Annotated in this window: 21 protein-coding genes and 2 tRNA genes; 12 read left to right on the top strand and 11 right to left on the bottom strand. The window is 56.7% G+C overall.

Annotated features, from left to right (window positions below; translation table 11 throughout):
• Window positions 1-9: 9 nt before the first annotated feature.
• The gene (locus VPX56_RS09775) at window positions 10-1,380 is read right to left on the bottom strand and encodes a cystathionine beta-synthase (protein WP_326471402.1); all 1,371 of its coding nucleotides are present in this window, start codon (window positions 1,378-1,380) and stop codon (window positions 10-12) included.
• Between the two features lie 400 nt (window positions 1,381-1,780).
• Here VPX56_RS09775 and VPX56_RS09780 point away from each other — a divergent pair, with 400 nt between their 5' ends.
• The 4 genes from VPX56_RS09780 to fumD all read left to right on the top strand — a co-directional run bounded on the left by VPX56_RS09780 (window position 1,781) and on the right by fumD (window position 4,619).
• Complete coding sequence (locus tag VPX56_RS09780) at window positions 1,781-2,803, top strand: methionine ABC transporter ATP-binding protein (RefSeq protein ID WP_326471404.1); 1,023 nt, start codon at window positions 1,781-1,783, stop codon at window positions 2,801-2,803.
• The gene (locus VPX56_RS09785) at window positions 2,796-3,464 is read left to right on the top strand and encodes a methionine ABC transporter permease (protein WP_028017271.1); all 669 of its coding nucleotides are present in this window, start codon (window positions 2,796-2,798) and stop codon (window positions 3,462-3,464) included. Before VPX56_RS09780 ends, VPX56_RS09785 begins: the two co-directional genes overlap by 8 nt.
• A 23-nt stretch (window positions 3,465-3,487) precedes the next feature.
• Entirely contained in the window at window positions 3,488-4,300 is an 813-nt protein-coding gene (locus VPX56_RS09790) for a MetQ/NlpA family ABC transporter substrate-binding protein (protein WP_010430254.1), read from the top strand.
• A 109-nt stretch (window positions 4,301-4,409) separates the two neighbouring features.
• Window positions 4,410-4,619, top strand: coding sequence for a fumarate hydratase FumD (fumD, locus tag VPX56_RS09795; RefSeq protein ID WP_008500615.1), 210 nt, complete (start codon window positions 4,410-4,412; stop codon window positions 4,617-4,619).
• On the opposite strand, the gene VPX56_RS09800 is transcribed toward fumD, so the two are convergent.
• The 4 genes from VPX56_RS09800 to VPX56_RS09815 are packed head-to-tail and all read right to left on the bottom strand — an operon-like array spanning window position 4,600 to window position 7,661.
• Window positions 4,600-5,286 (bottom strand): amino acid ABC transporter permease, encoded by a 687-nt coding sequence (locus VPX56_RS09800; protein WP_131634441.1) that lies wholly within the window; start codon window positions 5,284-5,286, stop codon window positions 4,600-4,602. The genes fumD and VPX56_RS09800 overlap by 20 nt on opposite strands.
• Window positions 5,283-6,014 (bottom strand): amino acid ABC transporter permease, encoded by a 732-nt coding sequence (locus VPX56_RS09805; protein ID WP_263609357.1) that lies wholly within the window; start codon window positions 6,012-6,014, stop codon window positions 5,283-5,285. The genes VPX56_RS09800 and VPX56_RS09805 overlap by 4 nt, the downstream gene beginning before the upstream one ends.
• Entirely contained in the window at window positions 6,014-6,829 is an 816-nt protein-coding gene (locus VPX56_RS09810) for an amino acid ABC transporter ATP-binding protein (protein ID WP_326471409.1), read from the bottom strand. Before VPX56_RS09810 ends, VPX56_RS09805 begins: the two co-directional genes overlap by 1 nt.
• A gap of 1 nt (window position 6,830) precedes the next feature.
• The gene (locus tag VPX56_RS09815) at window positions 6,831-7,661 is read right to left on the bottom strand and encodes an ABC transporter substrate-binding protein (RefSeq protein ID WP_326471411.1); all 831 of its coding nucleotides are present in this window, start codon (window positions 7,659-7,661) and stop codon (window positions 6,831-6,833) included.
• Between the two features lie 244 nt (window positions 7,662-7,905).
• On the opposite strand from VPX56_RS09815, the gene VPX56_RS09820 reads away from it, so the two are divergent.
• From VPX56_RS09820 to VPX56_RS09840, 5 genes are all read left to right on the top strand, one after another.
• On the top strand, window positions 7,906-8,073 hold the full coding sequence (locus tag VPX56_RS09820; protein ID WP_165500716.1) for a hypothetical protein: 168 nt from the start codon (window positions 7,906-7,908) through the stop codon (window positions 8,071-8,073).
• A 144-nt stretch (window positions 8,074-8,217) separates the two neighbouring features.
• On the top strand, window positions 8,218-9,624 hold the full coding sequence (locus VPX56_RS09825; RefSeq protein WP_326472011.1) for a DUF1996 domain-containing protein: 1,407 nt from the start codon (window positions 8,218-8,220) through the stop codon (window positions 9,622-9,624).
• 92 nt (window positions 9,625-9,716) lie between these two features.
• Window positions 9,717-11,030: a sensor histidine kinase gene (locus VPX56_RS09830; RefSeq protein WP_263609359.1), complete on the top strand. Its 1,314-nt coding sequence runs from the start codon at window positions 9,717-9,719 to the stop codon at window positions 11,028-11,030.
• Complete coding sequence (locus VPX56_RS09835; RefSeq protein ID WP_326471414.1) at window positions 11,023-11,634, top strand: response regulator transcription factor; 612 nt, start codon at window positions 11,023-11,025, stop codon at window positions 11,632-11,634. Before VPX56_RS09830 ends, VPX56_RS09835 begins: the two co-directional genes overlap by 8 nt.
• Window positions 11,635-11,723: 89 nt before the next feature.
• Window positions 11,724-12,203, top strand: coding sequence for a GlcG/HbpS family heme-binding protein (locus VPX56_RS09840; protein WP_326472013.1), 480 nt, complete (start codon window positions 11,724-11,726; stop codon window positions 12,201-12,203).
• 38 nt (window positions 12,204-12,241) lie between these two features.
• On the opposite strand, the gene VPX56_RS09845 is transcribed toward VPX56_RS09840, so the two are convergent.
• Window positions 12,242-12,382 (bottom strand): hypothetical protein, encoded by a 141-nt coding sequence (locus VPX56_RS09845; protein ID WP_008500607.1) that lies wholly within the window; start codon window positions 12,380-12,382, stop codon window positions 12,242-12,244.
• 125 nt (window positions 12,383-12,507) lie between these two features.
• Between VPX56_RS09845 and VPX56_RS09850 the strand changes: the two genes are divergently transcribed.
• Entirely contained in the window at window positions 12,508-13,290 is a 783-nt protein-coding gene (locus VPX56_RS09850) for an MBL fold metallo-hydrolase (RefSeq protein WP_326471416.1), read from the top strand.
• Between the two features lie 72 nt (window positions 13,291-13,362).
• Entirely contained in the window at window positions 13,363-13,998 is a 636-nt protein-coding gene (locus VPX56_RS09855) for a carbonic anhydrase (protein ID WP_131634447.1), read from the top strand.
• A gap of 28 nt (window positions 13,999-14,026) precedes the next feature.
• On the opposite strand, the gene VPX56_RS09860 is transcribed toward VPX56_RS09855, so the two are convergent.
• The 4 genes from VPX56_RS09860 to mdtK all read right to left on the bottom strand — a co-directional run bounded on the left by VPX56_RS09860 (window position 14,027) and on the right by mdtK (window position 17,425).
• Window positions 14,027-15,622, bottom strand: a complete 1,596-nt coding sequence (locus VPX56_RS09860; RefSeq protein ID WP_326471418.1) for an FAD-NAD(P)-binding protein — start codon at window positions 15,620-15,622, stop codon at window positions 14,027-14,029.
• A gap of 118 nt (window positions 15,623-15,740) precedes the next feature.
• Window positions 15,741-15,817: transfer RNA gene (locus VPX56_RS09865), tRNA-Val, on the bottom strand.
• A 4-nt stretch (window positions 15,818-15,821) separates the two neighbouring features.
• Window positions 15,822-15,898, bottom strand: a tRNA-Val gene (locus VPX56_RS09870).
• Between the two features lie 153 nt (window positions 15,899-16,051).
• Window positions 16,052-17,425 carry an MdtK family multidrug efflux MATE transporter gene (gene mdtK / locus VPX56_RS09875; protein WP_263609363.1) on the bottom strand — a complete coding sequence of 458 codons (1,374 nt, stop codon included), beginning with the start codon at window positions 17,423-17,425 and terminating at the stop codon, window positions 16,052-16,054.
• Window positions 17,426-17,649: 224 nt separating this feature from the next.
• Here mdtK and VPX56_RS09880 point away from each other — a divergent pair, with 224 nt between their 5' ends.
• Window positions 17,650-18,291: a riboflavin synthase subunit alpha gene (locus VPX56_RS09880; protein ID WP_131634450.1), complete on the top strand. Its 642-nt coding sequence runs from the start codon at window positions 17,650-17,652 to the stop codon at window positions 18,289-18,291.
• A gap of 31 nt (window positions 18,292-18,322) precedes the next feature.
• On the opposite strand, the gene cfa is transcribed toward VPX56_RS09880, so the two are convergent.
• Window positions 18,323-19,471 carry a cyclopropane fatty acyl phospholipid synthase gene (gene cfa, locus VPX56_RS09885; RefSeq protein WP_131634451.1) on the bottom strand — a complete coding sequence of 383 codons (1,149 nt, stop codon included), beginning with the start codon at window positions 19,469-19,471 and terminating at the stop codon, window positions 18,323-18,325.
• Window positions 19,472-19,670 lie beyond the last annotated feature (199 nt).

The raw sequence follows: 19,670 nt of genomic DNA on the forward strand, positions 1-19,670 counted from the left end.
TCTATTCCTTTATTGCTGTAGACGGTTGCGCCAGGCGGTGAGGATGTCGCTGCGCGTAATCAGACCGAGAAAACGGTCATTGTCATTAATCACGGCCACCAGGCCGCGGTCGAAGATGGCGTTCAGGGCGCTTTCCGGTGCCCGTTTATCAAGGAACTCCACCTGACGCGTCATGGCCGCCGTTACCGGACGCGAGAAGCGATCGCCGTCGCCGCCGATGTGGCGCAGCAGATCCCATTCGTCAACGATGCCAACGACCTTGCCGTTATCCAGCACCGGCAGCTGGGAAATGTCGTACAGGCGCATGCGCGCCAGCACGGTGGAAAGCGTGTCGTCCGGGGCGGCGGTGACGGTGGCGCCTTCATCGTGGCGCAGGGCAATGTAGTCGGAGAGATCGCCCGCCTGCGGGCGCGTAATCAGCCCCTGCTGGCGCATCCAGTCGTCGTTAAACATCTTTGAGAGATACTTGTTACCGCTGTCGCAGGCAAAGGTGACAACGCGTTTCGGCGTGGTCTGCGCCTGGCAGTACTTCAGCGCCGCCGCCAGCAGCGTACCGCTGGAGGAGCCCGCCAGAATGCCTTCCGTTTTTAGCAGATCGCGCGCGGTGGTGAAGGCTTCGCGGTCGGTGATACGCCAGGCGCGATTCACCCCTTCGATGTGCGCCAGCGGCGGAATGAAGTCTTCGCCAATCCCTTCCACCAGCCAGGAACCGGCCTCCCGGTACTGCCCGGTCTCAACCTGATCGGCCAGCACGGAGCCCGCCGGATCGGCAAGGACGAATTCGGTATGCGGTGAGTGCTCGGCGAACCACGCCTGCAGGCCGCCCAGCGTACCGCCTGAACCCACCCCCACCACGATGGCGTCGATATGGCCGTCAAGCTGCTCGTACAGTTCCGGTGCCGTCGTGGTGCTGTGCGCCAGCGGGTTGGCCTCATTATTGAACTGGTCGATGTAAAACGCGCCGGGCAGCTCGTTGGCCAGGCGCTGAGCGTAGTCCTGGTAATAGGCCGGATGCCCCTTATTCACGTCGGAGCGGGTCAGCACCACCTGGGCACCCAGCGCGCGCAGGTGGAAAATTTTCTCGCGGCTCATTTTGTCCGGCACCACCAGGATCAGCGAGTAGCCTTTCTGGGCGGCGATCAGCGCCAGGCCGAGACCGGTATTCCCCGCGGTTGCCTCAATAATCGTGCCGCCCGGCTGCAACAGGCCCTTGCGCTCGGCTTCATTAATCATCGACAGCGCAACGCGATCCTTAATCGAGCCGCCGGGATTTTGGTTTTCCAGCTTCAGAAACAAGGAGCAGGGGCCGGTATTCAGTTTATGCAGCTGGATAAGCGGCGTGCGGCCAATCAGTTCGGTGACGGAGTGATAGATCGTCATGGTCATTTCCTTTGGTGAGGTCATGACCGGATGATAGGACCATGAAAATTTCTCAATAAAGAACGTTTCACTGCCTTTTAGAACAGAATGGAATATTCAGCCTGTTTTCAGATGTAAGGACAGCGAGACGTAAAGTTGTCTGGATGTGAGGATGGCTATATCGGCATGAAATGCTGCAAAAATGACCGTTTTTCGCGGCCATCTACCGGAAGATATGCATCCGGCAGATAATCATTGCTGAAATTGGTCTAAATGCTCCCCACCCGCTCAATCCGCTGTTTATTTCCGAAAGTTATAACAAATTCTTTTTTGTTCATTTAAAACCTGATAACGCCTGTTTACACTCATTTGGACATCCATACTGCTAAACCGCCATGTGCGGAACGGATAACGAATAAGAATGATTGTACTGAGCAATATTTCTAAGGTTTTTGACAACGGAAAGGTGGCGCTCACAGCCGTTGATAACGTCAATTTGACGATAGCACAGGGACAGATTTACGGGATTATCGGTTACAGCGGCGCCGGGAAAAGTACGCTTATCCGCCTGCTGAACGGTCTGGAAAAACCGAGTACCGGCAGCGTAACCATCAACGGGCAGAATATTTCTGCCGCTAAGGGCGAAGCCTTACGTCAGGCGCGCCTGAAAATCAGCATGGTGTTTCAACACTTCAACCTGCTGTGGTCGCGCACGGTCAACGAGAACATCGCGTTCTCGATGCAGATCGCGGGCGTGCCAAAGGCCAAAATTCAGGCCCGCGTCGCCGAGCTGGTGGAGCTGGTTGGCCTGACGGGGCGTGAGAATGCCTACCCGTCCCAGTTGAGCGGCGGGCAAAAACAGCGCGTCGGCATTGCGCGCGCGCTGGCGAATAACCCGGACGTGCTGCTCTGCGACGAAGCCACGTCCGCGCTTGACCCGCAGACCACCGATCAGATCCTCGATCTGCTCCTGGACATTAACCGCCGGTTCAAGCTCACCATCGTGCTGATCACCCACGAGATGCACGTGGTGCGCAAAATCTGCGACCGCGTGGCGGTGATGGAAAATGGCAAAGTGGTGGAAGAGGGCGACGTGCTGAGCGTCTTTACCCATCCGCAGCAGCCCATTACGCAACAGTTTGTTCGTCAGGTGAGCCAGTACGCCGAAGACGAAACCTTTAATACCGAGCTGGCAACCGAGCTGGAAGGCGCGGTGATCAAGCTGACCTTTACCGGACACAGCACGCACAGGCCGATTGTCGGAGAGCTAACGCTGCGCTACGGCCTGCCGTTTAACATCCTGCACGGGAAGATGACGCAAACCGCCCACGGCGTTTTTGGGCAGCTCTGGGTGCACGTCGTGGCATCCGATGAACAACTGAACAATATCCTCGCCGACCTGCAGCAAAGCGATATTGAAGGCGAGGTGATTAAACATGGCTGAGAATCTCTTTCCGCATCTCAAGTGGGATCAGCTCTGGGCGGCGACGCTCGAGACGCTGTACATGACCGCGCTCTCCGGCGTAGCGACGTTCGTTCTTGGGATTGTGCTCGGCCTGGCGCTGTTTTTGACCGCGCGCGGCGGCCTGTTCCACAACCGAACGGTCTACAGCGTCATTTCGATTGTGGTGAACGTGTTCCGCTCCATTCCGTTCATCATCTTGATCGTATTGCTGATCCCGTTCACGAAAACCATCGTGGGGACCATCCTCGGGGCAAACGCGGCTCTGCCAGCGCTGATTGTGGGCGCAGCACCGTTCTACGCACGCCTGGTGGAAATCGCCCTGCGTGAAGTGGACAAAGGGGTTATTGAGGCAACGCGCTCGATGGGCGCACGACTGAGCACGCTCGTGTTTCGGGTTTTACTGCCGGAATCATCACCTGCACTGGTTTCAGGTATTACGGTGACGCTGATTGCGCTGGTGAGCTACAGCGCAATGGCGGGGGTGATTGGCGCCGGCGGTTTGGGAAATCTGGCTTATCTGGAAGGATTCCAGCGCAACCATGGTGACGTCACGCTGGTGGCAACGGTGACCATTTTAATCATCGTTTTCATTATCCAGTTCTGCGGCGATGTCATTACTTCACTGTTAGATAAACGCTAATAAATACACACAGGAACCACATCATGAAAAAGACACTGACGCTGATCGCCGCCGCAACCCTGAGCGCCCTGAGCTTTGCCTCCTGGGCCGACACGCTGACCGTAGGCGCGTCCAACACGCCTCATGCCGAAATTCTGGAGCAGGCGAAGCCGATTCTGGCGAAGCAGGGTATCGATCTGGAGATCAAACCGTTCCAGGACTACATTCTGCCCAACACCGCGCTGGCAGGCCGTGACATTGACGCCAACTACTTCCAGCACATCCCTTACCTGAACAGCGTGCTGAAAGATCATGCGGGCGACAAGGACTACGATTTTGTCAGCGCCGGTGCGATCCACATTGAGCCTATCGGCATCTACTCCAAAAAATACAAGTCGCTGAAGGATCTGCCGGAAGGCGGCAAGATCATCATGCGTGACGCCGTTTCCGAAGAGGGCCGTATTCTCTCCATCTTTGAAAAAGAGGGCGTCATCAAGCTGAAGCCGGGCATCGACAAAGTGACCGCGCGCATCAGCGATATCGTTGAAAACCCGAAAAAGCTGCAGTTCACGCCTAATGTGGAGGCCTCTCTGCTGCCGCAGATGTACAACAACGACGAAGGCGCTGCGGTGGTGATCAACGCCAACTACGCGATTGATGCCGGTCTGGACCCGGTTCACGATCCGATTGCGGTAGAAAGCGGTGAAAACAACCCGTACGCCAACATCATTACCGTGCACCGCGGTGACGAGAAGAAAAAAGATATCGTTGCGCTGGTGAACGTGCTGCATTCTAAAGAGATTCAGGACTGGATCCGCACCAAATACAAAGGCGCGGTGATCCCTGTAAACAACTAATTAATTGATTTAACAGACGAAGCCCGGTGAGTCTCTCGCCGGGCTTCTTTTTTGTATCCGGCCGATGAATCATTTAAGCTGAATGCTTTAGGGCAATGGAGTGAAGGCAATGGGCAATGTGACGAAAGACGAGGCGCTGTACCAGGAGATGTGCCGGGTCGTCGGCAAGGTCGTACTCGAAATGCGTGATTTAGGGCAGGAGCCAAAGCATATTGTGATTGCCGGCGTGCTGCGTACCGCGCTGGCGAACCAGCGCGTTAAGCGCAGTGAGTTGACAACCGAAGCGATGGAAACGGTGGTTAAGGCGCTGGCTGGCTGAACCGCAGGCGTTTCGCCAGCTGCTCCAGCGAGCAGCAGAGCAGGTAGTAGACCACGCCCGTAAAGATAAAAATGGCCGCCGGGTAAATTTGCACCCGGTTGTTCACCTGACCCGCCACCGTCGTCAGTTCCGGCACGTTCACGATAAACGCCAGCGACGTATCCTTCAGCAGGCTAATAAAAATCCCCACCAGTGACGGCAGAATATTGCGCATCACCTGCGGCAGCAGCACGCGCCACAGGGTTTGCCCGGTGCTGAACCCTTGCGTCAGTGCCGCTTCGTACTGGCCTCTGGGCAAGGCGTTTAGCCCGGCGAGCACGGTGTGCATCACCGACGCCGCCGTAAACCAGGCCAGCGCCAGCGTCACGGTAAGGGCACCCGGCAGATCGCCGCCCGTTATCAGCGGCAGCAGATACCACATCCAGAAAATCACGAAGATGAGCGGAATGCCGCGTATCAACTCTGCCCACAGAAACAGCGCTCTGCGCACGAGTCCTGGATATCGCCATGCCAGGCAGGCAAGGGCAAACCCGCCGGGCAGGGCCAGCAGCGCCGCACCTGCCGCCATCATCAACGAGAGCAATACCCCGCCAGGCTCACCGCTTGCCATGCGTCCCCACAGCAGGTAGTCCAGGTTTTCAGTAATCACATGCAGTCCGGCAATCATATGTTCTTCCCTGCGTGGGGGCCGAAGCGCGCCAATAGCATTCCAAGCACCACGCCGGTAAGCAGGTACAGGGCGGTGCCTACGGTAAAGGCCTCGAGCGCGTGCGCGTTGTAGCTTTCGATCTGCCGCACCTGATAGGTGAGTTCGGCAAAACCAATGCCGCTGGCGAGCGAGGAGAGCTTCATCAGGTTAAGGTACTGCCCGACGACGGGCTGCCAGGCATTGGCCAGCCCTTGCGGCAGAAGGATGTAGCGAAAGCGTCGCCATGTGGAAAACCCCTGAGCCAGCGCCGCTTCCTGCTGTCCGGCGGGCACCGAGCGTAGCCCGGACGCCACCTCTTCAATCAAAAAGGCCGAAGTGAACACCCCTAAACCCCAGGCAGAACATAAAAATTCCGGCGTGAACCACCAGACGTCGCCGGGCAAAATCGACCATGCGTGATCGGCATTCACGACGTCCCGAAACCCGAGCGGCAGCCCGTTCCAGGCGGCGAAGTACCAGAACAGGAGCTGTACCAGCAGCGGCGTATTGCGAAACAGCGAAACCCAGCCGCTGACGACGGCATGCCCGAACCGTCCTGCGGAGAGGCGCAGGAGCAGAAACAGCAGCGCCAGCAGGCTGGCGAGCATTATCCCCGCGAGCGTAACCCACAGGGTGGTGATGAAGCCGGATACTATCCACTGCAGGGGCTGCCCGGTCAGCACCCCCTGCCAGTCGAGCGCGGGCATTACGGCTGCTCCTGGTGAAGCGGGTCGAGCACTTTTTGCAGGAATCGCTGCGCGCGCGGATGCGACGGTTGATTGAAAAATTGCGCAGGCGGGGCGGTTTCGAGAATGTGCCCGCCGTCGATAAAGACGATCCGGTCAGCAATCTCCCGGGCAAACTGCATCTCGTGCGTCACCACAATCATGGTGATCCCGCTGTGGGCGAGGGCCTTCATCACAAACAGTACTTCACCAATCATCTCAGGGTCGAGGGCTGACGTTGGCTCATCGAAGAGAATGATCTGCGGCGACGAGGCCAGCGCGCGGGCAATCGCCACGCGCTGCTGCTGGCCGCCGGAAAGCTGCGCGGGAAAATGATGGGCTTTTTCCAGCATCCCGACCTTCTCCAGCAGCGCCAGCGCGCGCTCCTGCGCGGGCAGCGGCTTCCAGCCGTGCACATGCTCCAGCGCCAGGGTGATGTTCTGGCTGGCGGTGAGGTGGGCGTAAAGGTTGAACTGCTGGAACACAAAGCCGACGCGGCTGCGGAGCTGGCGCAGTGCCGCAGTGGCAAGCCGGGCGGTGGGTTTGTTATCGATCAGAATGTCGCCGTCACTGAGGGTTTCAAGCTGGTTGATCAGGCGGATCAACGTTGATTTCCCTGAACCGGACGGGCCGAGGATCGCCACCACTTCGCCAGGCGCAATGCTGAGGTTAATGCCTTTTAATACCTCATGGTCGCCGTAGCGTTTTACGACGTCACGAAACGCGACGCTGGCCTGTTCCAGATGTGAAAAATCCGCGGCACCGGCCGCGGAGTGTGAAAATAAACCTGAGAGCATATTACTGGGCTTCTATTGTAAAGGCGCGAGGCTGTGGAGCGGGCGTGTTTGGGCCGAACCAGACATCGTAGATTTTTGCCGCCTGGCCGTTCTTCTCGAGATTAACCAGCTCATCGTTCACGACCTTCAGCAGCGCCGTTTCGCCTTTTTTCACCCCAACGCCGATCTCTTCCTTGCTGAGCAGATCGGGCAGGATTTTAAAGTTCGCCTTATCCGGGGCCTGCGCCAGCAGGCCGGCCAGAATGGTGCTGTCCTGGGTGATGGCCTGGACGTTGCCGTTGCGCAGCGCCGTCAGCGCCAGCGGGATGTCGTCATAGGAGAGCACGCGAGACTGCGGGAAACGCTGGTGCAGCGCCTGTTCGCCCGTTGTTCCTTTTACCGCGCCTATGCGCGCACGGCTGTACTCATCCAGCCTGTCGGGGGATTTCGCCGGTACCAGAAACTGCTGCCCGGTCACGAAATAGGGAGTGGAAAAATCAATCACCTGGGCACGCTCCGGCGTAATGGTGATATCGGCCACGATCAGATCCGCTTTGCCGGACTGCAGCAGCGGGATGCGGTTGGCCGGATTGGTCGCAACCAGCTCCAGCTTCACGCCGAGCGCTTTTGCCAGCGCCCTGGCAAAGTCGACGTCATAGCCCACAATGTCATGCGTTTTTGCGTCAACGGAGCCAAACGGCGGGTTGGCGTCGAAGGTGGCGACTTTAACCACGCCCGCGGCCTTAATATCCGCCAGCTGGTCCGCCTGGACCATCGTCGAAAGCATGCCGCCTGCTGCCAGTAAGCCCAGCGCCAGCGCCAGCTTTTGATACGATTTTTTGTCTGCTGCCATAGTAATAGGTCATCCCGTCATTTTTGTTGTGTCCCGTTACGCTCCCATAAGCAAACCCTATCGACAAATACCAAATCGTTCTTTGCTATGAGAGAAAAAGCATTAGTGAACAAGGTGTTACCAACAGGTTAATGACAGGGGCAGCTATTTGCAGATCCTGCACATCAACAGTCGATATTGATATTTCCAGACGGATACGTTGGGTGCTTTACTGAGGACAGGTGAAGCGAAGAGGGTAAAGACGATGAAAAAATGGATCAGCACGTTACGGCGGTTTTTTGCGACCCGGCAGGTCAACGCGGAGAACAGCGCGCAACGTGTTCTTGAGTCTGTCCTGCCTGTCGCCAGCCTTTACGGCGTGGACGTTGCCAACATCGACCCGGAGTGGTTCCATGATAAAACGTCACGCTGAGCTGCGCCTCACGCGCAAAATTTACTGGAATGAGCTGTGCGTTACGTATGTAAAGTGACGATAAACGGAAAAGTACGCTGCAATTCATTCGGTTAACCAACCTGCTTTTGTTACCAATGTGTCCTTTCACTCATGGAGAAAATGATGAAACGGACCACGTTAGCAACGGCACTTTCGACCCCCGCGCTATTTTTTGTACTGCATGCGGCCTATGCCGCGCCTCAGGCGCATGTTGTCTGCGGCTATTCCCACACCCTTGGCGATGACGCCATTATGATGTTCGGCATGCCCAACGAGGCCATGCTGCATGACTTCTTCGGCAACGCGCACACCGATGCGGGTTCAGGCCGTGAAAGCCTGCGCAAGCTTGAAGACACCACCTGTGATAACAAAGCGGACAGCTCGGCATACTGGGCGCCTTCGCTGCGGCTGCCTGACGGCACCGTCGTAAAACCGGCGTATCAAAAAACCTATTATCAGGCTTCGAACGTGGAAACCTGGCCGCTGCAGCCGTTCCCGGCGGGGCTATCGCTGCTGGCGGGCGATCACCACGGCACCGCGCCTAACCCGCACATCTCCTTCTTATGTGCCAACGGCAAAGGTTACACCACCAAAACGGGTGAAATTTGCAGGTTACGTAAGGCGGGAGATGCCGTGCAGTTTAATATCGGGATCCAGTTCCCCAACTGCTGGGACGGCGTGAACCTCAAGCCCGCTCACGGCATGACCAACGCGGCATACGATACCCATGGGCAATGCCCGACGGCGTTTCCGGTGAAAATCCCAACGGTGAACATGAATATCGCCTACGTGCTCCCGACGGTCTCGTCGCTGGATACCGCCAAAGCCCAGCTTTCGCTCGATCCCATTATGCATGGGGACGAACGCGAAGAGCGCTGGGGAAGCCTCTACACCGCGCATGCTGACTTTATGAACGGCTGGACCGACGATGCGGCGCGCTTTATGACCGACCTGTGCATGAACCGGGGGATAGACTGCGGCACGACCGTGCCTTACGGTTACTCGAAAGCGCAGGCGAACGTCTGGCTAAGCAGCCTGGAGCCTGACCACGCTCAGCCGCAGCCGCAGGTGTTGCTGGTGCAGGATAACTGGCAGAACGGAGGCCGTAGCAAAAACAGTGAAACCCTCTCGCTGGTGAAGTTTAAAATCCCGCCGTTACCGGCAGGGCAGGATCCTTCTCTGTTTAAATATCGCGTACGCCTCTACGGCGGTAAGGTAGAAACTAACGGTGCCGATCAAATCTTCTTCTATCCGGCCCGCAGCGACTGGAACCCCGCGACGGTCAGCTGGGCTACCCGCCCGGCGTGCAATTATAAATCGGATGCCGTGCTGTATCTGAACCACTCCCGGGAGTACCGCATGGTGGACGTGGACAAAGCCGTTCGCAGGGCGCTGGCGGAAGGTAAAACCGAGATTTCATGGTATATCGGCGGCGATCGTCAGGGAAACCATTATCAATTTGAGACCTCAGCTTCGCCTCAAAGCCTGATCCTGATGCTGACCGGATTTAAAAAGACGCCAGAGATCTGATAACACGCGCGTTATTTTGTCCTCATCGTCGTTAGCTGGTAATGTCGACAGCCCGAATGACTGCCCCCGTTAACGACATGAGCATCAAAAAAATGATTAGGCGCAGCGTCGCGATCTGGGCGATGGTCTGCCTGGCGAGCGGTGCATTGCTGTACGCCGAGAATATTCGTCGCCAGTTTTGGGAGCGCGACCGCGAATTTTCGGCGCTTTACTCGGGTATTAGCGCCGTTCTGACGCAAAATGAGTCCGTGCTTCCTTTGCTGAACGGCGACGAAGATCTCTCTGCCCTGCGCAAAAAATTCCCGCATATTCTGATGCTTGAGAAAACGAGCGGGCGCGCGCTGGATGCCGCGCGGGTTGAACCCTACCGCGACCTGCAGTACTGGCTGTATAACCCCTGGCGGCAAATCCGCGTCCTTATCGACCTGACGCCGCTGCTCGCGCCTCCTCATCGTTTCGCGCACTTGAGCCTTCTGCTGACGGGCAGCCGCGAGGAGAAATCCGCAGCAGACTTCTGGTACTGGCAGCGTTCCTTCCCCCAGCATACTCAACCCTTCACGCTGACGGCGGATGCAAAACCCGATTGGCTCGGCGTTGCCTGGCTTAGCTTCCCGCTACTCTTTCTGGGATGGGCGGTGGCAATCGCCGTGGCCAGCGCGGCGCTGTGGCAGCGTCAAGCGCGCAAAGAGGCGGAACAGCGCGCCCTTTATTATCAGCACGCCCGGCTCAACACGCTCGGCGAAATCACGGCAGGGATTGTGCACGAAATCAACCAGCCGCTCACCGCCGCACAGACCTGGGTGCAGGGGGCACAGCGCCAGCTTCAGCAGGACAATCCGCAGGCGGTATCGCAGGCTTTGGCGGCAGCGCTGACGCAAACGCAGCGTATCGGCGCGTTACTCACCCGTTTCCGCGAACACGTCGTGCAGGAGAAAGTGACGCTGCGCGAAACCGATCTGGCGCAGTGCTGGCAGCACGTGGTGAATTTGCTGGAGCATGAGCGCAAAGCCGAACATATTGCTGTTAGCCATGCTTTTGCCGCCGGGGCGAGCACCGTACTGGCCGACAGGCTATGGCTTGAGCAGGTGCTGCATAACCTGCTCAGCAACGCGATTCAGTCGCAGCAGACGTGCGCTAAGGGCTGGATTCGGATTGAAAGCCAAAAGAGTGACGATGGCGTCAGCATTACGGTTACCGACGGCGGCCCCGGTTTTAGCCAGGAGGCGCTCCAGCACGCGTTTATGCCGTTTTACAGCGGACGTAAGGCGGGGATTGGCCTCGGCATGACCTTAATCGAGTCGCTGATGACGCGCATGAACGGGTCGATAACCCTGGGGAATGCTCCGGAGGGCGGGGCGCAAATTGTTCTTCAACTGGCAAACGGAAGGGAGGCGCCGCATGGTTAATACGATCTGGCTGATTGATGACGATGAATCTATCAGAGAATCGATGATTTTTTTACTCTCGGGGATGGGCTGGGAGGTGAAGGCGTTTGAAAGCATTGAGGCCTTCGTAACCGCGAAGGGTGAGAGCACGGGGATAGTCGGCTGCCTGCTGCTGGATATGCGTATGCCGGGCAAGGGCGGGCTGACGTGGCTCGAAGAGGGGAAATGGCGGTGGCCGATGCTCCCCGTCATCATCATGACCGGGCACGGTACCGTCGACGCCTGCCGCCGGGCATTTCGTAGCGGCGTGTTCGAGTTTTTCACCAAGCCGCTGGATGCTGACAAACTGATCGAAACGGTGGGGCTGGCCTTTGAGGAGAGCCAGCGACGGTTCGTTGCCTGGCAGGAAACGTCGCGAGTAACGGCGCGTTTTGAACAGCTCACCGCCCGGGAGCACGAGGTGCTGACCGTGCTGATGGAAGGCTTGAGCAACAAAGAGGTGGCGGCGAAGCTCAACCTGTCGCCGAGAACGGTGGAAGCCCATCGCGCTGCGGCATTTTCAAAGCTTGGCGTCAGCAGCCTGGTTCAGGCGATACGCGAATACGATAAATTGCAATCCGTATAACTACCTGGACGATTGCGTAGTCAACCGAATTACCTGTCGTTGCGCATCACGGTAACCTCGGGATGTCTCCCCCTTCTCGAGGATATATGATGAAAAAATTAATGATGGCTGCGGCGCTGGTCGCAGGCGGCGTAACGCTGAATGCGCAGGCCGACGCGCTGAGCCAGAAAACGCTCTCTCTGGCGCAGGCAAATGCCCTGGCTACCTCCGCCATTCAGTCATGCATGGCTAAACATTATCAGGTCACGGTGACGGTGGTTGACCGGGCGGGCGTCGTTAAAGCGGTGCAGCGAACGGATAACGCCGGTCCGCATACGGTAAAAGCCAGTGAAATGAAGGCATATACCGCGCTCAGTACAAAAAATGCATCAGGCAAGGTGATGGAAGCGGCGCAGGGCAACGCGGGGGCGCAGAATATGCGTGACGTGCCGGGCTTCCTGCTGCTGGCCGGTGGCCTGCCGGTGAAAGAGGGCGACGAGGTTATCGGGGCGATTGGTATTGGCGGAGCGCCGGGCGGCAATCTTGATGAAGCCTGCGCTCGGGCGGCCATTGACGGGTTGAAAAAATAGGTCATAAAAAAAGCACCGGGATGCCCGGTGCTTCGTAATCAGATCTTGCAGGCATCGCCGCAGTCGTCATCGGCGATAATCGCCTGCGCTTTTTTGTCCGCATCGTCCAGACGTTCCGCGTTACGCTCTTCCGCTTCATCCAGTCCGTTAAAGACCAGGTTATCGAGATCAATTTCCATGTGTTACCTGCGTTATTCAGTTTGTGATACTGGGACAGTATAAGCCAAAAAAACCGCGCAATGCACCTCGCAGCACATAAGGATAATCCCTGCCATACTCAGTGCTTAATTGCTGAGGAGAGCTCATGATTACACTCTGTAAAACCTGCGGTACCTCGTATGCGAAGCGGCCAGAAGCGTGCCCGGTTTGTGAAGACGATCGTCAGTATGTGCCTATCACCGGCCAGGCGTGGATTGATTTTGACGCCCTCACCGCCACGCACGTCAATAAATGGCAACAGCTTGAGCCGCAGCTGCTGAGCATCAAAACGGTTCCCTCGTTTGCCATTAACCAGCGTACGCTACTCCTGCGAACCCCGCAGGGCAATATCCTGTGGGACTGCATTCCCAATCTCGATCCGGCAACCCAGTCGCTGGTGGCTGCGCTGGGCGGCATTCGCGCGATCGCGATTTCTCACCCGCACTACTACAGCACGATGCAGGACTGGGCGAAGGCGTTTGACGCGCCGGTTTACCTTCATGCCAGCGATCGGGAGTGGGTGATGCGCGACAGCCCGGCAATACGCTTCTGGGAGGGAGATTCGCTGGAGCTCGCGCCGGCGGTGACGCTCCTGCGTCTTGGCGGACACTTTGCGGGTGGAACGGTACTACACTGGCAGGAGGGGGAGGGCGCGCTGCTGGCGGGCGATATCCTGCAGGTCACGCCGGGTAAAAATGCCGTTTCGTTTATGTGGAGCTATCCTAATATGCTTCCGCTGCCGGCCAGTGAAATTGAACGGATGACCGGCTGCCTGCGGGGCATGAGATTTTCACGCCTGTACGGCGCATTTGAAGGGCAGAACATCCTGAGCAACGCCGATGACGTTGTGCAGCGGTCGGGCCAGAAATATATTGCTTGTCTCGGGTAAAGTACGGTGGGTAAACTTCAGGAGCGTGATCTTGATCATGCCTAAACTAAAACAGATAAAAGAGAAATTGCTATGCAACATATCATTGAAGGTTTTCTCAGCTTTCAAAAAGAGATTTTCCCGCAACGTAAAGAGCTCTTCCGCAGTTTAGCGTCCAGCCAGAATCCCAAAGCGTTGTTCATCTCCTGCTCCGACAGCCGTCTCGTGCCAGAGCTGGTAACCCAGCAAGAGCCGGGACAGCTCTTTGTCATTCGAAATGCTGGTAACATTGTGCCACCGTTCGGGCCAGAGCCCGGCGGCGTTTCGGCGACGATTGAGTACGCGGTGGTGGCGCTGGGCGTGACCGACATCGTCATCTGCGGCCACTCCAACTGCGGCGCGATGAAGGCAATTGCCGACAACGCCAACCTTGAGCCGATGCCCGCGGTTTCCCACTGGCTGCGCTACTCCGATGCGGCGAAGGCCGTGGTTGAGAAGAAAACCTGGGATCGGCCAATCGACAAAGTGAACGCGATGGTCCAGGAAAACGTGTTTGCGCAGCTGAGCAACATCAAAACCCATCCGTCCGTTGCGGTTGGCCTGCGCAACAACGCGATCCGCCTGCACGGTTGGGTGTATGACATTGAAAGCGGCGACATTCGCGCGCTGGATAAAGAGACGAAAACCTTCATTTCACTGTCTGAAAATCCTGACGTATTCTTCGAATAATCAGACCCGGCGGGGCACGGAGGCCCCGTCAGTCCTCCACGAAGGGCAGTTTTCTGCGCGACCGGGAGGCGGGTTTCTCCGCCGCTTTGGCCATCGCTTCCCCCCTTACGGCGCACTCTTCCAGCCCCTGAACGAAGGGTTGATCGTGCATCAGCCAGGGTATCGCGCCGAACGCGACGCGCCCACGCAGTTCATCGGGGGCCTTTAAGGTGTAATCCTCTCCCAGATCGGGTAAATCCTCTCCCGTTTCCATCAGCTGCCTGCGCAGCGTAGGGAAGGGCAGATCCTTCGTTTTGAGCGGTTTTTGTCCGCGCGCATCAATGAACACGTCGAAGCGCCAGGTTTGCTCATTGCTGGTAATCACGGTTTGAGCGCTGCCGATATCCAGATCGTAGTCGTCGCCGAGTGCCGCCACGCTGATGATACCGGCTTCGCGAAGCGCAAGTAATCGGCGTATAGACTGCGGCGGAATGGCGGCATAGTTATCAATAAACACGCGCTCCAGCCCCGTTTTGAACCGCTCCCTGTCGCGTTCGTTGAGAACAGGAACGATCCCGGAAATCACCTCATGGAGCCGAAGGACGGTATAGCGCCAGGCCACGGTGCGGCGCTCGCGCTTGTTACGCTCAACCTCCCTGAGGTTCTCTTCGGCCCAGGTAAAGGGCCCGTGCTGTTTGCGCTCCTCAAACCATGCGTCGCGGATGCTGTCTGCGGTCAGCGTATGTAGCGATACCTTCTTGCACCAGGCCGGGTCGGACAGCTCCAGCTCCTTAACGATCAGGGCAAATATGCGGTCAAGCAGGCCATCAGCGCCTTTTGCTATCTCGTTTTCAACCACGGTCTCGGTCAAAACCGAGAGCGGCTCGTAAGGAATGGGGCAGTAGAAATCGGCCTCCGGCAGAATGCCCGTCCGGGACATCAGCACAATGCTTAAGCCTTCGCTGCCTTTATCGAGAATGAACTTGCCGTCTGTAAAATCCCCATGCTGCATAACCACCGCCATTGCGGCGTCCAGCCCGCTTAGGGAGGTTCCCATTATTCCAACGCGACAGGCGGGAATGCGGGCACTCATCAGCCCGGACCAGGGGCTTGGGAAGAAGGTTCGCGTGGCTTCCTCTTCGTCCGGCCAGACGTGCCCCGTGGCGACAATGGCAAGATCAAACCGCTCGGGGTGCGGGGCACCGTTAACGGAAAGCGTTACGCCGTTTTCGGCGGCATCAATATCGGTGACTTCCGCAGACTCGTGGGTTGTGACCTGAAACCCCCGCTTTTTGGCCTCTTTGACAACGGTCAGAAAGCTGTCGCGAAAGTATTCGCCCAGCAAAATTCGTGGTAAAAATTGTCGGTCGTGCAGGCTGGCTTTATCCACCTTGAAGCGCGCCAGATGGGCGTCACTCCGGCCTTTCAGCCAGTCGAGGTAGGTCATGAATAAAGGCGGAATTTCAATACTGGCGATATTCGCCAGCATCAGACGAGAGTTATCATCGTCGCTATAGGGCATACCCACGCCGGCGTCTTCTGCTTTTTCAAATACCGAGACGGCGAGAGGGGTGCGGTTTTTCAGTAGTGAATAAAAGGTGTAAATCCCTGTGGGGCCGGAGCCGATAATCGCTATCTTCTTCATCGACAGACTTCCTGTTTTTTTTCCATGAGAAAAGCGTAGCAGGTGAAACGCCAGGAAATCAGGATATTGAGATTATTCAGGATACTGAGAGAGGATTTGCACCATTTCAGGACTGAAATGGTGCGTCCGAGTGGACTCGAACCACCGACCCCCACCATGTCAAGGTGGTGCTCTAACCAACTGAGCTACGGACGCAGAATGGTGCGTTCAATTGGACTCGAACCAACGACCCCCACCATGTCAAGGTGGTGCTCTAACCAACTGAGCTATGAACGCAACGTGTTGTCGGTGACAACGGGGACGAATATTAGCGGCAGAGCCTCGAACAGGCAAGAGGCAAAATGCATTTTTCTCTCTGATTTCACGCGATTGCTTCATTACCGCGCAAAGTGAAGAGAAAGTAGCCGCCAGCTGGCGGCTACTGCATATTTAACGTGCGGCGCGCTGCAAAATCACCGTCGATGGCTGGCGCTGCAGGTAGCGCATGCGCAGCATCATCATAATGGCCGCCGAGGTCAGGCCGATGATAAAGCCCATCCAGAATCCGGCTGGCCCCATACGATCGACCACCAGGTCGGTGAGCGCCAGCACGTAACCCGTCGGCAGGCCCAGCACCCAGTAGGCGATGAAGGTGATAAAGAAGATCGAACGCGTATCTTTATACCCGCGCAGCACGCCGCTGCCGATCACCTGGATGGAGTCAGAGATCTGATAAATGGCGGCCAGCAGCATCAGGTGCGACGCCAGGATAACCACCTCCGGATTGTCATTATAAAGGAGGGCAATTTGCTCGCGCAGCGCGACGGTAAAGAGCGCGGTGCAGGCGGCCATGCACACGCCAACGCCTAAACCCGTGCGCGCAGCCGTTTGCGCATCAAGCGTAGATCCCTGCCCCAGGCGGAAGCCCACGCGGATCGTCACGGCTGCTGCCAGCGACATCGGCAGAACGAACATCAGGGAGCTGAAGTTTAGCGCAATCTGGTGGCCTGCCACGTCGATAATCCCGAGCGGCGAAACCAGCAGGGCCACAACGGCAAACAGCGTCACCTCAAAGAACAGCGCCAGTGCGATAGGCAGCCCTAGCTGCACCAGACGCTTCATGATGCTCCAGTCCGGCGTGCTGAACCGGTTTTCGTTCCGAATATCGCGCATTGAGCGGGCGCGCTTAACGAAGGTGATCATGCTGAAGAACATCACCCAGTAAACCGCCGCCGTTGCCACGCCGCAGCCTACGCCGCCCAGCTCCGGCATCCCAAAGTGACCATAGATAAAGATGTAGTTCACCGGAATATTGACCAACAGACCGATAAACCCCATCACCATGCCGGGCTTGGTTTTGGCCAGACCTTCGCACTGGTTACGCGCAACCTGGAAGAAAAGATAGCCAGGCGCTCCCCAAAGCAGGGCGCGCAGATAGCCCACGGCCTTGTCCGCCAGCGCGGGATCGATGTTATGCATGGCGCGGATGATATGCCCGGCGTTCCAGAGCACGACCATAATCAGCAAAGAGACAAAGCCTGCAAGCCAGAAGCCCTGACGGACCTGGTGCGCGATACGCTCGCGTCGTCCTGAACCGTTTAGCTGTGCAATAACCGGCGTCAGCGCCAGCAGCAGGCCGTGCCCGAAGAGAATAGCTGGCAGCCAGATGGAGGTTCCGATGGCGACGGCTGCCATGTCGGTGGCGCTGTAGCCACCCGCCATGACCGTATCCACAAATCCCATTGCGGTTTGGGCCACCTGCGCGACGATCACTGGTATAGCCAGTGCCAATAGCTGGCGCGCTTCATTCATGTACTTCTGCACGTGAACACCTATATTTTGTTGTTATTTGAGAGACTAAAAAAGCCGCCAAACTGGCAGCAAGAAGAAAAAGCAGAGGGGTGCCAGCTATTGTAGCGGGGTTTAACTAATTATCTAGTGAAAAAATCGCCAGAAAATGCGCTCCGCTGGCAACCTGTTTTTCCAACTGTTATTGTGATGGGATTAAACGGTGTCGCCACCGTCCGGAAAAAACAGGAGTTGTAAGCATGTTCACTGGTATTGTGCAAGGCACCGCCAAGGTGGTGTCAATTGATGAAAAACCCAATTTCCGCACCCATGTGGTTGAGCTGCCCGACTATATGCTCGACGGTATCGAAACCGGGGCCTCGATTGCGCATAACGGCTGCTGCCTGACGGTGACAGAGATTAACGGCAATCAGATCGGCTTTGATTTAATGAAGGAAACGTTGCGCATCACGAACCTGGGCGAGCTGGCGGTCGGAGACACCGTCAACGTTGAGCGCGCGGCCAAATTCAGCGATGAGATCGGCGGACATCTGATGTCGGGCCACATTATGACCACCGCTGAAGTTGCGAAAATCGTGACCTCTGAAAATAACCGTCAAATCTGGTTTAAGGTTCAGGATCCGGCATTAATGAAATACATCCTGTATAAAGGATTTATTGGTATTGATGGGATTAGCCTGACCGTTGGGGAAGTTACGCCAACGCGTTTCTGCGTGCATTTAATTCCGGAGACGCTTCAGCGCACCACGCTGGGGGCGAAAAAACTGGGGCATCGCGTAAATATTGAAATTGATCCGCAAACACAGGCGGTGGTGGATACCGTCGAGCGCGTGCTGGCAGCGAAAGAGGCTGCAATAATAAAAGCGGTTGAGGAAGAATAATAACTAACCCCGGATATCCGGGGTTAGTTTTTTAGCGAGCAACCCGCAGGCCATGTTCAATCCCGCGGCTAAAAACAACCTGCCAGAGCTGAATATCGCGCGCGCGGAACGCGCCCGCGCAGGCATTCAGATAGTAGCTAAACATCCGTTTGAATCGTTCGGAATAGTTGTCCGCAATCTCGGGCCAGGCCTCCTGAAAACGTGAGTGCCATGCCATGAGCGTGGTGTCGTAATCCGCCCCAAAGTTATGCCAGTCTTCCACGATGAAGTGAGGTTCACTGGCGTTGGCAATCTGGCGAACGGACGGTAAACAGCCATTCGGAAAGATGTATTTGTTGATCCACGGGTCTACGTTGTTGTCGGTACGTTTGGAACCAATGGTGTGCAGCAGGAAAATGCCGTCAGGCTTCAGGTTACGATCGGCCACCTGGAAGTAAGTCTTGTAATTCTTCGGCCCCACGTGCTCAAACATCCCCACCGACACGATGCGATCGAACTGCTCGTTCAGGTCGCGGTAATCCTGCAGACGAATGTCGACGTCCAGACCCTCGCAGCGCGCCTGCGCCATTTTTTGCTGTTCGGCTGAAATGGTTACGCCCACAACGCTGGCGCCGTAGTGTTTCGCCATAAAATAGGCCAGGCCGCCCCAGCCGCAGCCAATGTCCAGCACGCGCATGCCCGGCTGTAGCTGGAGTTTCTCGCAGATCAGGCGCAGTTTATCCTGCTGTGCCTCTTCAAGGGTGGTGGCTTTTTTCCAGTAGCCGCAGGAATATTGCATGAAGGGGTCCAGCATGCGGCTGAACAGATCGTTGCCAAGGTCGTAGTGCTCTTTGCCGACAATCCATGCCCGCTTCTTACTTTGCAGGTTGAACAGGCGGGCGGAGGCCACGCGCAGCGTATCTTTGAAATGACGAGGAAGTTGATTTTCGAGACCCGCACGCAAAACGCTGGCGAAAAAGATATCCAGCCGTTCGCAGTCCCACCAGCCATCCATATAGCTTTCGCCCAGCCCTAAAGATCCCTCCTGCAACACGCGTTTAAAAAAGTCGGGATGTTTGACCTGCGGATCGGATGGTGATGATCCGTTAATAGTGATGCCTGCTCGACCTAACAGTTCACTGACGATCCGGGACCAGTTATCGTCCGGAACGCTGACTTCTTCTATACACGATGAACTCATAGCTTCTCCATCACCTTGCTGTGATCAGAACCTTCAAACAGCGTAGACGCTTTTTTTGGTTTGTGAGAAATCTCACGGTAAATGCCCGCGAGGCTAATATCCGACGTAGAACAGAGGAAGGGAGATAACCCTTGCCGAAAAGCCTTCCATGGTAAAACGGGAGCACTCCGGCTCCCGTTAACACTTAATATTTATCGTA

Source organism: Enterobacter wuhouensis (genome assembly GCF_035835995.1).
Lineage (GTDB): Bacteria > Pseudomonadota > Gammaproteobacteria > Enterobacterales > Enterobacteriaceae > Enterobacter > Enterobacter wuhouensis.